Raw genomic sequence first — 14785 nt, forward strand, 5'->3', positions numbered from 1 at the left:
GCGCGGGGACCGGGGCGCACCGGGCCCCGCCCCGCACCGCCTGCTCCACACGGAGCTGCGCGACGTGAGCGAGATCATCGCGGGCCGCATCACCTGGCAGGGGAGGTGCGGCCCGCGTCATGCCGCCCCGCCCTCCGACGAGCACGGCGGGCTCTGCCGCTGCCCCGCTGACACGACCAGAAGAAGCCCCTGACGTGGTGCGACACCCCGGCAGAGGACGCGCCTGCTTGACTCCGAGCGATTTTCCGTTCATCCTTTTTGCCGTACGGAGCTGTTCCTGCCGCATGTGCCCGGTGTGATGACACCGCCGGGCCGGTCGAGCCAGACGGGCAGGAAGCGACGTCAGAACCTCCGCGCCAGGCATATAGCGGCCGACGCGGATGGACCAGCCGCGTCACGGCACTTGTGTCCATCCGCGATTTTCTGTATGCTCGGTCCTTGCGCTGTGCGTCGCCCGCCTCGGTTCTGCCGCTCTGTCTCACCACATTGCCTGCTCCACCGCCCGACGGGTGTTCGCCGCGCCTGGGATTCCGTCATCGGCCTGTGGAAGGACCCCCCTTTGGCTGCCTCGAGCACCGATCGCACCACTGACATCGCACTTCGTACCGCCTCCCCTCGCGTCACCTTCGCGAAGCTCGGCGACCCGATCGAGGTCCCGGATCTGCTGAGTCTGCAGACCACCTCGTTCGACTGGCTGCTGGGCAACGAGCGCTGGCAGGAGCGTGCCGCTGAGGCCGCCGCCGCCGGTCGCGAGGATGTCCCGCAGACCTCCGGTCTCGCCGACATCCTCGAGGAGATCTCTCCGATCGAGGACTTCGCCGGCAACATGTCGCTGTCCTTCCGCGACCACACCTTCGACGACCCGAAGTACACGGTCGACGAGTGCAAGGAGAAGGACCTCACCTACGCGGCTCCGCTGTACGTCATCGCGGAGTTCATGAACAACGAGACCGGCGAGATCAAGACCCAGACGGTCTTCATGGGCGAGTTCCCGCTCATGACCGCCAAGGGCACCTTCATCATCAACGGCACCGAGCGCGTGGTCGTCTCGCAGCTGGTCCGCTCCCCGGGCGTGTACTTCGAGGAGTCCATCGACAAGACCAGCGACAAGCACATCTTCACCGCGAAGATGATCCCGTCGCGCGGCGCCTGGCTCGAGTTCGAGATCGACAAGCGCGACCAGGTCGGCGTCCGCATCGACCGCAAGCGCAAGCAGTCGGTCACCACGCTCCTGCAGGCCCTGGGCATGTCCCACTCGGACATCCTCGAGGAGTTCGGCGAGTTCGAGTCGATGCGCTCCACGCTCGAGAAGGACCGCATCGCCTCCCAGGACGAGGCGCTCATCGACATCTACCGCAAGCAACGCCCGGGCGAGCCGCCCACGCGCGATGCGGGCGAGGCGATGCTGAACAACCTCTACTTCAATGCCAAGCGCTACGACCTCGCGAAGGTCGGCCGCTACAAGATCGGCAAGAAGCTCGGCCTCGAGGGCAGCCTCTCCGAGTCGACCCTCCGCCTCGAGGACATCGTCGCCACGATCAAGTACATCGTCGCCCTGCACGACGGTGTCAGCGAGTACACCAGTGCCGACGGCAAGCCCGTGCGGGTCGAGACCGATGACATCGACCACTTCGGCAACCGTCGCATCCGCGCCGTGGGCGAGCTGATCCAGAACCAGGTCCGCACCGGCCTGTCCCGCATGGAGCGCGTCGTGCGCGAGCGCATGACCACCCAGGACGTCGAGGCGATCACGCCGCTGACCCTGATCAACATCCGTCCGGTCACCGCGGCGATCAAGGAGTTCTTCGGAACCTCCCAGCTCTCGCAGTTCATGGACCAGAACAACCCGCTGTCGGGCCTGACCCACAAGCGTCGCCTCTCCGCGCTCGGCCCGGGCGGCCTGTCCCGTGACCGCGCCGGCATGGAGGTCCGTGACGTCCACCCGTCGCACTACGGCCGCATGTGCCCGATCGAGACCCCCGAGGGTCCGAACATCGGTCTGATCGGCTCGCTGGCGACCTTCGCCCGCATCAACCCCTTCGGCTTCATCGAGACGCCGTACCGGAAGGTCGCGGACGGCCGCGTCAGCGACGAGGTCGTCTACCTCACCGCCGATGACGAGGACCGCCACATCATCGCGCAGGCCAACGCCAAGATCGATGAGGACGGCCGCTTCCTGAACGAGGAGGTGCTGGTGCGTCTGCCCGGCGGCGAGCCGGATCTGGTCGCCGTCGCCGACGTCGACTACATGGACGTCTCCGCACGTCAGATGGTCTCCGTCGCCACCGCGATGATCCCCTTCCTCGAGCACGACGACGCCAACCGTGCGCTCATGGGCTCGAACATGCAGCGCCAGGCCGTGCCGCTGCTGCGCTCCGAGATGCCGCTGGTCGGCACCGGCATGGAGCGTCGCGCGGCGGTCGACGCCGGCGATGTGGTCGTCGCCTCCAAGGGCGGCGTCATCGAGGAGCTCTCCGCGGACCTCGTGGTCGTGATGGCCGACGACGGCACCCGCCAGACCTACCCGATCGGGAAGTTCGAGCGCTCCAACGCCGGCAACTCCTACAACCAGCGCGTGCTGTTCAACGAGGGTGATCGCGTCGAGGCGGGCTCGATCCTGGCCGACGGCCCCTCGACCGATCAGGGCGAACTCGCCATCGGCAAGAACCTGCTGGTCGCGTTCATGTCCTGGGAGGGCCACAACTACGAGGACGGCATCATCCTGTCCTCGCGGATGGTCCAGGACGACGTCCTCACCTCGATCCACATCGAGGAGCACGAGGTCGATGCGCGCGACACCAAGCTCGGCAAGGAGGAGATCACCCGGGACATCCCGAACGTCGGCGACGACGTGCTGGCCGATCTCGACGAGCGCGGCATCATCCGCATCGGCGCCGAGGTGGAGCCGGGCGACATCCTGGTCGGCAAGGTCACCCCGAAGGGCGAGACCGAGCTGACCCCGGAGGAGCGCCTGCTGCGCGCCATCTTCGGCGAGAAGGCCCGCGAGGTGCGCGACACCTCGCTGCGCGTCCCCCACGGCGAGTCCGGCACCGTCATCGGTGTGCAGGTCTTCACCGATGATGAGGACGGGGACATCCTCCCCACCGGCGTCAACGAGATGGTCCGCGTCTACGTGGCCCAGAAGCGCAAGATCACCGACGGTGACAAGCTCGCCGGCCGTCACGGCAACAAGGGCGTCATCGCCAAGATCCTGCCGGTCGAGGACATGCCGTTCCTGGAGGACGGCACCCCGATCGACATCATCCTGAACCCGATGGGCGTGCCCGGCCGAATGAACATCGGCCAGGTCATGGAGACCCACCTGGGCTGGGTCGCCAAGGCCGGCTGGGACCTCGACCCCGAGGATCCCACCGCGGCGGATCTGCCCGAGGGCGCCCTCCACGGCGAGCCCGGCACCGCGGTCGCGGTCCCGGTCTTCGACGGCCTCACCGCCGAAGAGGTCACCGGCCTGATCGCCAACCACCGCCCCAACCGCGACGGTGAGCGGATGGTCAAGGAGGACGGCAAGGCGCGTCTGTTCGACGGTCGCTCCGGCGAGCCGTTCCCGGACCCGATCTCCGTGGGCTACATGTACATGCTGAAGCTCCACCACCTGGTGGACGACAAGCTGCACGCGCGCTCCACCGGCCCGTACTCGATGATCACGCAGCAGCCGCTGGGCGGTAAGGCCCAGTTCGGCGGCCAGCGCTTCGGCGAGATGGAGGTGTGGGCCCTCGAGGCCTACGGCGCCGCCTACGCCCTGCAGGAGCTGCTGACCATCAAGTCCGATGACATCGCCGGCCGCGTCAAGGTCTACGAGGCGATCGTCAAGGGCGAGAACATCCCCGAGCCCGGCATCCCGGAGTCCTTCCGAGTGCTCCTCAAGGAGATGCAGTCGCTGTGCCTGAACGTCGAGGTCCTCTCGGCCGACGGCACCGCCCATGAGGTTCAGGAAGCTGATGAGGAGGTCTTCCGCGCGGCGGAGGAGCTCGGCATCGACCTGTCCCGCCGACCCCACGAGGGCGTCGGCTCCATCGAAGAGGTCTGAGGGGCGCGGGCTCGGGAGGCGCCGTCCCGCCGCGTGACGCGGTGACCGCCCCCGAGCCCCACCCTCGACCCCGTTCCCTCAGACACACACTCTTCCGATCGAGAGAAGGACACCTGTGATCGACGTCAACACCTTCGACGAGCTGCGCATCGGCCTCGCCACGGCCGACGACATCCGCGGCTGGTCCCACGGCGAGGTCAAGAAGCCGGAGACCATCAACTACCGCACCCTGAAGCCCGAGATGGAGGGCCTGTTCTGCGAGCGCATCTTCGGCCCCACCCGGGACTGGGAGTGCTACTGCGGCAAGTACAAGCGCGTCCGCTTCAAGGGCATCGTCTGCGAGCGCTGCGGCGTGGAGGTCACCAAGTCCTCCGTGCGTCGTGAGCGCATGGGCCACGTGGAGCTCGCCGCTCCCGTCACCCACATCTGGTACTTCAAGGGAGTGCCGAGCCGCCTGGGCTACCTGCTGGACCTCGCGCCGAAGGATCTCGAGAAGATCATCTACTTCGCCGCGTACATGATCACCGAGGTGGACGAGCAGGCCCGCCACGACGACATGCCGGATCTGCAGGCGCGCTTCGACCTCGAGGTCAAGGAGCTCGAGAACGAGCGCGACGCCGCGATCAACCAGCGTGCGCTGACCGCGGAGAAGGATCTCGCCCAGCTCGAGGAGGAGGGCGCGAAGGCCGACGCGAAGCGCAAGGTCCGCGACTCCGGCGAGCGTGAGCAGGCCCAGATCCGCAAGAAGTACGACGCGGAGATCGACCGGATCACCCGCGTGTGGGAGCGCTTCAAGTCCCTCAAGGTCGCCGACCTCGAGGGTGATGAGCAGCTCTACCGCGCGATGAAGCTCCGCTACGGCACCTACTTCGAGGGTGGCATGGGCGCCGAGGCGATCCAGCGTCGTCTGCGCGACTTCGACCTCGAGGCCGAGTCCGTGCAGCTGCGCGAGATCATCGCGACCGGCAAGGGACAGAAGAAGGCCCGTGCGCTCAAGCGCCTCAAGGTCGTCTCCGCGTTCCTGACCACCACCAACTCGCCCGTCGGCATGGTGCTGGACGCCGTCCCGGTGATCCCGCCGGACCTGCGCCCGATGGTGCAGCTGGACGGCGGCCGCTTCGCGACCTCCGACCTCAACGACCTGTACCGCCGCGTGATCAACCGCAACAACCGCCTCAAGCGGCTGTTGGATCTCGGTGCCCCCGAGATCATCGTGAACAACGAGAAGCGCATGCTGCAGGAGTCGGTCGACTCGCTGTTCGACAACGGCCGTCGCGGCCGCCCGGTCACCGGACCGGGCAACCGCCCGCTGAAGTCGCTGTCCGACATGCTCAAGGGCAAGCAGGGTCGTTTCCGTCAGAACCTGCTGGGCAAGCGCGTGGACTACTCCGCCCGCTCCGTCATCGTCAACGGCCCCCAGCTGAGCCTGCATCAGTGCGGTCTGCCCAAGGGCATGGCGCTCGAGCTGTTCAAGCCCTTCGTCATGAAGCGCCTGGTCGAGCTCAGCCACGCCCAGAACGTCAAGGCCGCCAAGCGGATGGTCGAGCGTGCGCGCCCCGAGGTGTGGGACGTCCTCGAAGAGGTCATCACCGAGCACCCGGTGCTGCTGAACCGTGCGCCCACCCTGCACCGCCTGGGCATCCAGGCCTTCGAGCCGCAGCTGGTCGAGGGCAAGGCCATCCACCTGCACCCGCTCGTCTGCGCCGCTTTCAACGCGGACTTCGACGGTGACCAGATGGCCGTGCACCTGCCGCTGTCCGCGGAGGCGCAGGCCGAGGCCCGCATCCTGATGCTCTCGAGCAACAACATCCTCAAGCCGTCCGACGGCCGCCCCGTGACCATGCCCGCACAGGACATGATCATCGGCCTCTACCACCTCACCACGGTGCGCGAGGACGTCCCGGGCGCCGGTCGCCGCTTCGCCTCCGAGGCGGAGGCCATCATGGCCTTCGACCGCGGCGAGCTGCACCTCAACGCCATGGTGGACATCCGCTTCACGGACATCGTCCCGCCGAGCGGCTGGGAGGCCCCCGAGGGCTGGACCGAGGGCGACCCGATCGTCCTGACCACCTCTCTGGGCTCCGTCTACTTCAACGAGACGCTGCCGGTGGACTTCCCGTTCGTCGAGGGCCAGGTCGGCAAGAAGCGCCTGGGCGGCATCGTCAACGCTCTCGCCGAGCGCTACGACAAGGGCCAGGTCGCCGCGTCGCTGGACGCGCTCAAGGCCTACGGCTTCACCTGGTCGACCCGTTCGGGCGCGTCCTTCGCCCTCTCGGACGTCGTGACCCCGCCGAACAAGGCGGAGATCATCGCGAAGTACGAGGAGAAGAACGCCCAGATCCAGGAGAACCGTGACCTGGGCCTGATCTCCGAGCACGAGCGCAACATGGAGCTCATCGACCTGTGGACCGAGGCGACCAACGAGGTCGACCAGGCCATGCGGGCGAACTTCGAGTCGACCAACACCATCTTCCGGATGGTGGACTCGGGCGCACGAGGCAACTGGATGCAGGTCCGTCAGATCGCCGGTATGCGCGGCCTGGTGAACAACCCCAAGGGCGAGATCATCCCGCGCCCGATCCTCTCCAACTACAAGGAGGGGCTCTCGGTCCTGGAGTACTTCATCGCCTCGCACGGCTCCCGCAAGGGCCTGGCGGACACCGCGCTGAAGACCGCTCAGTCGGGCTACCTGACCCGTCGTCTGGTCGACGTCTCGCAGGACGTCATCGTCCGCGAGGACGACTGCGGCACCACCAAGGGCCTGGTCCTGCCGATCGCGGTCGAGGAGGCCGGCGAGCTGCGCACGCACGAGCACGCCGAGTCCACGGTGTACGGGCGCGTCCTGGCCACCGCGGCCATCGGGGCCGACGGCTCCGAGGCGGCTCCGGCCGGCGCCGAGCTCGGTGACGTGCTCATCGAGCAGCTCGTCGAGGCGGGCGTGCGCGAGGCGAAGATCCGCTCCGTGCTGACCTGCGACTCCGCGGTGGGCACCTGCGCCCAGTGCTACGGCAAGTCGCTCGCCACCGGCCAGCTGGTCGACATCGGCGAGGCCGTCGGCATCGTCGCGGCCCAGTCGATCGGTGAGCCCGGCACCCAGCTGACCATGCGTACCTTCCACTCCGGTGGTGTGGCCAGCGCCGACGGCGACATCACGCACGGTCTGCCGCGTGTGCAGGAGCTGTTCGAGGCCCGCACCCCGGCCGGCTTTGCGCCGATCTCCGAGTTCTCGGGTCGTGTCGAGATCGAGGAGAACGACAAGCAGCGCAGAATCACGGTCACGCCGGACGACGGCTCGGACCCGGTCTCGTACACCGTCTCCAAGCGCGTGTCGCTGCTGGTCGCCGACGGCGACCACATCGAGGTCGGCCAGCAGCTCACCCAGGGCTCGGTGGATCCGAAGCAGGTTCTGCGCATCCTCGGCCCCCGCGCGGTGCAGCAGCACCTCGTGGACGAGGTCCAGAAGGTGTACATCAGCCAGGGCGTGGACATCCACGCCAAGCACATCGAGGTCATCGTGCGCCAGATGCTCCGTCGCGTGACGGTCATCGAGTCCGGCGACACCGGTCTGCTGCCCGGTGACTTCGCCGAGCGCGTCACCTTCGAGCGGGAGAACCGTCGGGTGCTCTCCGAGGGCGGTCAGCCGGCCTCGGGTCGTCCGGAGCTGATGGGCATCACCAAGGCGTCGCTCGCGACCGAGTCGTGGCTCTCGGCGGCCTCCTTCCAGGAGACCACCCGTGTGCTCACCGAGGCCGCCCTGAACCGCAAGAGCGATCAGCTCATGGGGCTCAAGGAGAACGTCATCATCGGCAAGCTCATCCCGGCCGGCACCGGCCTGTCGCGGTTCCGCCACATCGCGGTCGAGCCCACCGACGAGGCGAAGGCGCAGATGTACCAGGTGCCCGGCTACGACGAGCTGGACTTCTCGGGCTTCGGCCAGACCGGTGCCGTCAACCTCGACGACATCGACTACGCCGATCCCTTCCGCACCGATTTCCGGTGATCTGCCGCTGAGCAGACGCTGACACGGCACCCCGCCGCCCCCGGGCAGGCGGGGTGACCGGACGCCGCGGGGCGGTCCCACTGAGGTGGGGCCGCCCCGCGGCGTCGTCGTCTCAGGCGTCGGCCGCGGTGCACGAGGGCGGGGACGGAGCCCGCTCTGTCGGCCCCTCCGTGCCAACGGCTCACCCGTTCCCGGGGTGTCGGCGGGGGAGCGGTGGACCTCCGTGCTGTGTCCCAGGTCGCGTCCCAGGGGGCTGCGAAGGCCTGCGGGGTGACCTGGCAGACGCGGAGGTTCACGAGAGGGTAAAGACCTCTTGGGCGCTTGCTCAAACTCTGGCCGGATCCCTTACGTCTCCGCGCGAATCGGGAAACCATGGCACCTGGCAGTTCCCGCGCGACCTTTCCTGCTGCGCCTCCCCGTGAGTGCGCGCGCGTGTCGGAGCTGCAGACCCCGCCCCGCGGGGTCCGACGCTCAGGGAACGACACGACGCGCCGCATGCCGGCGGCAAGGAACAGGTGGAACAGTGAAGAAGAGCCCGTGGATCCTCGCGGCCGCGACCGTCTGCGTCATCGCAGTCGGCGGTGGCGGCACCGCGTTCGCGATGTCGAACGAGGCGCAGATCAGTGTGTACGGCGAGGAGTCCTCGGTCCGCACCTTCTCCCAGCCCACGGTCGGTGACCTGCTCGCCGCCGAGGGCATCGAGGTGAAGGACACCGACCTGGTGACCCCCGCCCTCGACGAGCCCGTCACCGACGGCATGGACATCCAGGTCGTCCAGCGCACCCCCGTCACCGTCACCATCGACGGCGTCGAGACCGATCTGCTGACCACCGGTGACACCGTCGCCGATGCGCTCGCGGAGACCGAGTACAAGGCCGAGGGCGCACGGATCACCCCCGAGCCCGAGGAGACCCTCGAGGCCGCCGACGGCCAGGTCGAGGTCGTCACCCGCAAGACCGTCACCTTCAAGGGCCAGTACGGCCAGGACACCTTCGACGTCACCGCCCTCACCGTGGGCGAGGCGATGGAGAAGGTCCTGGGCAACATCGAGGACACCGACACCGCCGACGTCCCGCGCGACACCCTGCTCGAGGACGGCGCCACCCACACCGTCCAGCGTGTGCGCGAGACCGAGCGCACCGAGACCGAGAAGATCCCGTTCGAGACCAAGACCGTCAAGGACGACGACCTGCTCGAGGGCCGCACCAAGGTCACCACCGAGGGCAAGTCCGGCTCCAAGGAGAAGGTCATCCGCGAGGTGAAGGTCGACGGCGAGGTCACCGAGTCCGAGGTCGTCTCCGAGGAGATCACCTCCGAGCCCACCACGAAGGTGGTCGCCGAGGGCACCAAGCCCGCGCCGCGTCCCGAGCCCCGCCAGAACGACAGCGCGAACCGCAGCTCCGAGCGCAGCTCCTCGTCGTCGTCGTCCTCCTCCTCGTCGTCCTCCTCCTCGGGCGGCAACACCGGCGCCTCGGCGCCGTCCGCGCCCTCCGGCTCCGTCTGGGACCGCCTGGCTCAGTGCGAGTCCGGCGGCAACTGGTCCATCAACACCGGCAACGGCTACTACGGCGGCCTGCAGTTCTCGAAGTCGACCTGGCTCGCCTTCGGCGGCGGCAAGTACGCGCCCACCGCGAACCTCGCCAGCCGTTCGCAGCAGATCGACATCGCCAAGAAGACCCAGGCCGCGCAGGGCTGGGGCGCCTGGCCCTCCTGCACCTCGAAGCTCGGCATCCGCTGAGCCCCGCGGCCCACGGCTGCACCCGACGGGACCCCGAGCCGAGGCTCGGGGTCCCGTCCGCGCTCCTGGCACCGGACGTCGCCGGGACGGGGCGCGAGCACTTCCTGGGAACCGGCTCTGACCTGCGGGGTCATGTGCTATATCCCGGCACGTCACCAGAAGGCAAACCGTCGCTCATACGGCGTCATGTGATCTGCGTCGGAACCGAGGAGAAGCTTTGACCGCATCCCGCGCATCTCAGTAGACTGCGTGTGCGTCCGGAGTGCCCTCTGGTCGTGACCCGGGACTGATCCGTCGCCTTCTCGAGAGCGGCGGAGGATGTCCCCCGCGAGGAGCGGATCCTCGCGGCGTGCCCGAATTCGGTGCGGGGGCCATGCCCGGCCCCCTGCCCGCGGGCACCGATCACGGTCCTCCTGGACGCCCGGCAGGTGCCATCACCTGACGGGCGGGTCGAGTCACCGCGCACCCCGGGCATGGGGAGGTGACATTGGGTCGCCGGCCGTGCGAGCGGTCGAAGAAGGTGATCCTTCGGTGCCAACAGCATCGAGGGCTGACAAGGAAGAGAAGCTGTGCCTACTATTCAGCAGTTGGTGCGCAAGGGGAGGGACGCTCGCTCGTCCTCCTCGAAGACGCCCGCGCTCAAGGGTTCGCCCCAGCGCCGCGGTGTCTGCACGCGCGTCTACACCCAGACCCCCAAGAAGCCGAACTCCGCGCTGCGCAAGATCGCGCGTGTGAAGCTGTCGACCGGCGTCGAGGTCACCGCCTACATCCCCGGCGAGGGCCACAACCTCCAGGAGCACTCGATCGTGCTCGTCCGCGGCGGTCGTGTGAAGGACCTGCCCGGCGTGCGCTACAAGATCGTGCGCGGCGCTCTGGACACCCAGTCCGTGAAGGGCCGCCAGCAGGCGCGCTCCCGCTACGGCGCGAAGAAGGAGAAGAAGTAATGCCTCGTAAGGGCCCCGCTCCCAAGCGCCAGCTGGTCGTCGATCCGGTCTACGGCTCGCCGATCGTCACGCAGCTCATCAACAAGATCCTCCTCGACGGCAAGAAGACCGTCGCCGAGGGCATCGTCTACGGCGCCCTCGAGGGGGCTCGTGAGAAGAACGGCCAGGACCCGGTCGTCACCCTGAAGAAGGCGCTGGACAACATCCGGCCCTCCCTCGAGGTCCGCTCCCGCCGCGTCGGCGGTGCGACCTACCAGGTCCCGATCGAGGTCAAGCCCGGTCGTTCCACTACTCTCGCGCTGCGCTGGCTGGTCAGCTACTCCCGCGCCCGCCGTGAGAACACCATGACCGAGCGTCTGATGAACGAGATCCTGGACGCGTCCAACGGTCTCGGCGCCGCTGTCAAGCGTCGCGAGGACACTCACAAGATGGCCGAGTCCAACAGGGCCTTCGCTCACTACCGCTGGTGAGTGCACGGTGGGGTTCGTCCGTCCGGGCGAACCCCACCTGCCGTCCTCCGGCAGCTCCACCAGCATCCGTTCTCCAGAAAGGCACAAGCCCGTGGCACTCGAAGTGCTCAGCGACCTGAACAAGGTCCGCAACATCGGCATCATGGCTCACATCGATGCCGGCAAGACCACCACGACCGAGCGCATCCTCTTCTACACCGGCGTGAACTACAAGATGGGCGAGACCCACGACGGCGCCGGCACCATGGACTGGATGGAGCAGGAGAAGGAGCGCGGCATCACGATCACGTCGGCCGCGACGACCTGCTACTGGCACGACAACCAGATCAACATCATCGACACCCCCGGTCACGTCGACTTCACCGTCGAGGTGGAGCGCTCGCTGCGCGTGCTCGACGGCGCCGTCGCAGTGTTCGACGGCAAGGAGGGCGTCGAGCCCCAGTCGGAGACCGTCTGGCGCCAGGCCGACAAGTACGAGGTCCCCCGCATCTGCTTCGTCAACAAGATGGACAAGCTGGGCGCTGACTTCTTCTTCACCGTCGGCACCATCACCGACCGCCTCGGCGCCAAGCCGCTGGTCATGCAGGTCCCGATCGGTGCGGAGAACGACTTCCGCGGCGTCGTCGACCTGGTCGAGATGAAGGCCTACGAGTGGCCCGACACCCTCGCCGAGGACATGCCGGCCATCAACTCCAAGAAGGGTGACCCCTCGCTCGGCCAGTGGCAGCGTGAGATCCCGATCCCCGAGGACCTGGCCGACAAGGTCGAGGAGTACCGCAGCAAGCTCGTCGAGGACGTCGCCGAGAGCTCCGAGGAGCTCATGGAGAAGTACCTCGAGGAGGGCGACCTCTCGATCGAGGAGCTCAAGGCCGGCATCCGCGCCCTGACCATCTCCTCGCAGGCCTACCCGGTCTTCTGCGGCACCGCCTTCAAGAACAAGGGCATCCAGCCCGTCCTGAACGGTGTCGTCGACTACCTGCCCTCGCCGCTGGACGTGCCCGACATGATCGGTCACAAGCCGGGCGACGAGTCGACCGAGCTCACTCGCGCCGCCGACTGGGACGAGCCCTTCTCGGCGCTCGCCTTCAAGGTCGCCGCGCACCCGTTCTTCGGCTCGCTCACCTACGTGCGCGTCTACTCCGGCCAGGTGCAGCAGGGCATGCAGATCCTCAACGCCACCACCGGCAAGAAGGAGCGCGTCGGCAAGCTCTTCCAGATGCACTCCAACAAGGAGAACCCGGTGGAGGAGGCCTTCGCGGGCCACATCTACGCGTTCATCGGCCTGAAGGACACCACCACCGGTGACACCCTCACCGATCCGGCCAACCCGATCCAGCTCGAGTCCATGAGCTTCCCGGAGCCGGTCATCTCGGTGGCCATCGAGCCGAAGACCAAGGGTGACCAGGAGAAGCTGGGTGTCGCCATCCAGAAGCTCGCCAAGGAGGACCCGACCTTCCAGGTGGAGCTGGACGAGGAGACCGGCCAGACCGTCATCAAGGGCATGGGCGAGCTGCACCTCGACATCCTCGTGGACCGCATGCGCCGCGAGTTCAACGTCGAGGCGAACATCGGCAAGCCCCAGGTCGCCTACCGCGAGACGATCAAGCGCGTCGTGGAGAAGTTCGACTTCACCCACAAGAAGCAGACCGGCGGCTCCGGCCAGTTCGCGAAGGTCCAGATCACCTTCGGCCCGCTCGAGGACGCCGAGGACGGCGTGTTCTACGAGTTCGAGAACAAGGTCACCGGCGGCCGCATCCCGCGCGAGTACATCCCGAGCGTGGATGCCGGCATCCAGGACGCTCTCCAGGGCGGCATCATCGCCGGTTACCCGGTCGTGAACGTGAAGGCCTCCCTGCTCGACGGCGCATTCCACGACGTCGACTCCTCGGAGATGGCCTTCAAGATCGCCGGCTCCATGGCGGCCAAGGAGGCCCTGCGCAAGGCGCAGCCGGTCATCCTCGAGCCCCTCATGGACGTCGAGGTCCGTACTCCTGAGGAGTACATGGGAGATGTCATCGGCGACCTGAACTCCAGGCGAGGTCTGGTGCAGTCGATGGAGGACGCGAGCGGGGTCAAGATCGTCCGTGCTCTCGTCCCGCTGTCGGAGATGTTCGGCTACGTCGGCGACCTGCGGTCCAAGACCCAGGGTCGTGCGATGTACACCATGCAGTTCCACAGCTACGCGGAGGTCCCCGGCAGCATTGCCGAGGAGATCGTCGCGAAGACCCGGGGCGAGTGAGGAGTCGGGGGAAGCAGGTAGGCTCCTTCTCCTGCCTCCCCCGAAACCCCCATCGGACCTCCACCTCGCCGAGGCGGGGATCCGATCCCGATCCAGAAGTACCACGATAAGAAGTCCTAGGAGGACACCATCATGGCGAAGGCCAAGTTCGAGCGGACCAAGCCGCACGTCAACATCGGCACCATCGGTCACGTCGACCACGGCAAGACCACGCTGAGCGCTGCGATCTCGAAGGTCCTGTACGACAAGTACCCGGATCTGAACACGGCGCGCGACTTCGACACGATCGACAACGCGCCCGAGGAGAAGCAGCGCGGCATCACGATCAACGTCTCGCACATCGAGTACGAGACCGAGAAGCGTCACTACGCGCACGTCGACGCCCCCGGCCACGCCGACTACGTCAAGAACATGATCACCGGTGCCGCTCAGATGGACGGCGCGATCCTCGTGGTTGCCGCCACCGACGGCCCGATGGCTCAGACCCGTGAGCACGTGCTGCTCGCCAAGCAGGTCGGCGTCCCCTACCTGCTCGCAGCTCTCAACAAGTCCGACATGGTCGAGGACGAGGAGATCCTCGAGCTCGTCGAGATGGAGGTCCGCGAGATGCTGGGCTCTCAGGGCTTCGACGAGGACGCGCCGGTCATCCAGGTCTCCGCGCTCAAGGCTCTCGAGGGCGACGAGAAGTGGGTCAAGTCCGTCGAGGAGCTCATGGATGCCGTGGACGAGAACATCCCGGACCCGGTCCGCGATCTCGACCAGCCCTTCCTCATGCCGATCGAGGACGTCTTCACGATCCAGGGTCGTGGCACCGTCGTCACCGGCAAGGTGGACCGCGGCAAGCTGACCATCAACTCCGAGGTCGAGATCGTGGGCATCCGCGAGCCGCAGAAGACCACGGTCACCGGCATCGAGATGTTCCACAAGCAGATGGACGAGGCATGGGCCGGCGAGAACTGCGGCCTGCTGCTGCGCGGCACCAAGCGTGAGGACGTCGAGCGCGGCCAGGTCGTCGTGAAGCCGGGTTCTATCACCCCGCACACCGAGTTCGAGGCGCAGGTCTACATCCTGTCCAAGGACGAGGGCGGCCGTCACAACCCGTTCTACTCGAACTACCGTCCGCAGTTCTACTTCCGGACCACCGACGTCACCGGCGTCATCACGCTGCCCGAGGGCACCGAGATGGTCATGCCCGGCGACAACACCGAGATGTCGGTCGAGCTCATCCAGCCGATCGCCATGGAGGAGGGCCTCGGCTTCGCCATCCGTGAGGGTGGCCGCACCGTGGGCTCCGGCCGCGTCACCAAGATCAACAAGTGATCTGAGCGGGGCCAGTCCCCGCTGAC

Annotated in this window: 7 protein-coding genes; all 7 read left to right on the plus strand. The window is 67.4% G+C overall.

What is annotated here, in order from left to right:
• Positions 1-559: 559 nt before the first annotated feature.
• The 7 genes from rpoB (at position 560) to tuf (ending at position 14759) form a co-directional block, all read left to right on the plus strand.
• Entirely contained in the window at positions 560-4048 is a 3489-nt protein-coding gene (rpoB, locus tag BN4251_RS05395) for a DNA-directed RNA polymerase subunit beta (RefSeq protein WP_087484108.1), read from the plus strand.
• A gap of 115 nt (positions 4049-4163) precedes the next feature.
• The gene (locus BN4251_RS05400) at positions 4164-8048 is read left to right on the plus strand and encodes a DNA-directed RNA polymerase subunit beta' (protein WP_087484109.1); all 3885 of its coding nucleotides are present in this window, start codon (positions 4164-4166) and stop codon (positions 8046-8048) included.
• Between the two features lie 523 nt (positions 8049-8571).
• Positions 8572-9786 carry a resuscitation-promoting factor gene (locus BN4251_RS18865; RefSeq protein WP_087484110.1) on the plus strand — a complete coding sequence of 405 codons (1215 nt, stop codon included), beginning with the start codon at positions 8572-8574 and terminating at the stop codon, positions 9784-9786.
• 569 nt (positions 9787-10355) lie between these two features.
• The gene (rpsL, locus tag BN4251_RS05410) at positions 10356-10730 is read left to right on the plus strand and encodes a 30S ribosomal protein S12 (RefSeq protein ID WP_087484111.1); all 375 of its coding nucleotides are present in this window, start codon (positions 10356-10358) and stop codon (positions 10728-10730) included.
• The gene (rpsG, locus tag BN4251_RS05415; protein ID WP_010550341.1) at positions 10730-11200 is read left to right on the plus strand and encodes a 30S ribosomal protein S7; all 471 of its coding nucleotides are present in this window, start codon (positions 10730-10732) and stop codon (positions 11198-11200) included. Before rpsL ends, rpsG begins: the two co-directional genes overlap by 1 nt.
• A gap of 91 nt (positions 11201-11291) precedes the next feature.
• Positions 11292-13439, plus strand: coding sequence for an elongation factor G (gene fusA / locus BN4251_RS05420; protein ID WP_087484112.1), 2148 nt, complete (start codon positions 11292-11294; stop codon positions 13437-13439).
• Positions 13440-13571: 132 nt separating this feature from the next.
• Positions 13572-14759 carry an elongation factor Tu gene (gene tuf / locus BN4251_RS05425; RefSeq protein WP_087484113.1) on the plus strand — a complete coding sequence of 396 codons (1188 nt, stop codon included), beginning with the start codon at positions 13572-13574 and terminating at the stop codon, positions 14757-14759.
• Positions 14760-14785 lie beyond the last annotated feature (26 nt).

It is taken from the genome of Brachybacterium massiliense, assembly GCF_900184245.1.
In the GTDB taxonomy this organism is placed as follows: Bacteria; Actinomycetota; Actinomycetes; order Actinomycetales; family Dermabacteraceae; genus Brachybacterium; species Brachybacterium massiliense.

What these genes read in the sequence shown, in the direction of transcription:
- tuf (WP_087484113.1), top strand. Translation starts at nt 13,572, where the DNA reads ATGGCGAAGGCCAAGTTCGAGCGGACCAAGCCGCACGTCAACATCGGC.
- rpsG (WP_010550341.1), top strand. Translation starts at nt 10,730, where the DNA reads ATGCCTCGTAAGGGCCCCGCTCCCAAGCGCCAGCTGGTCGTCGATCCG.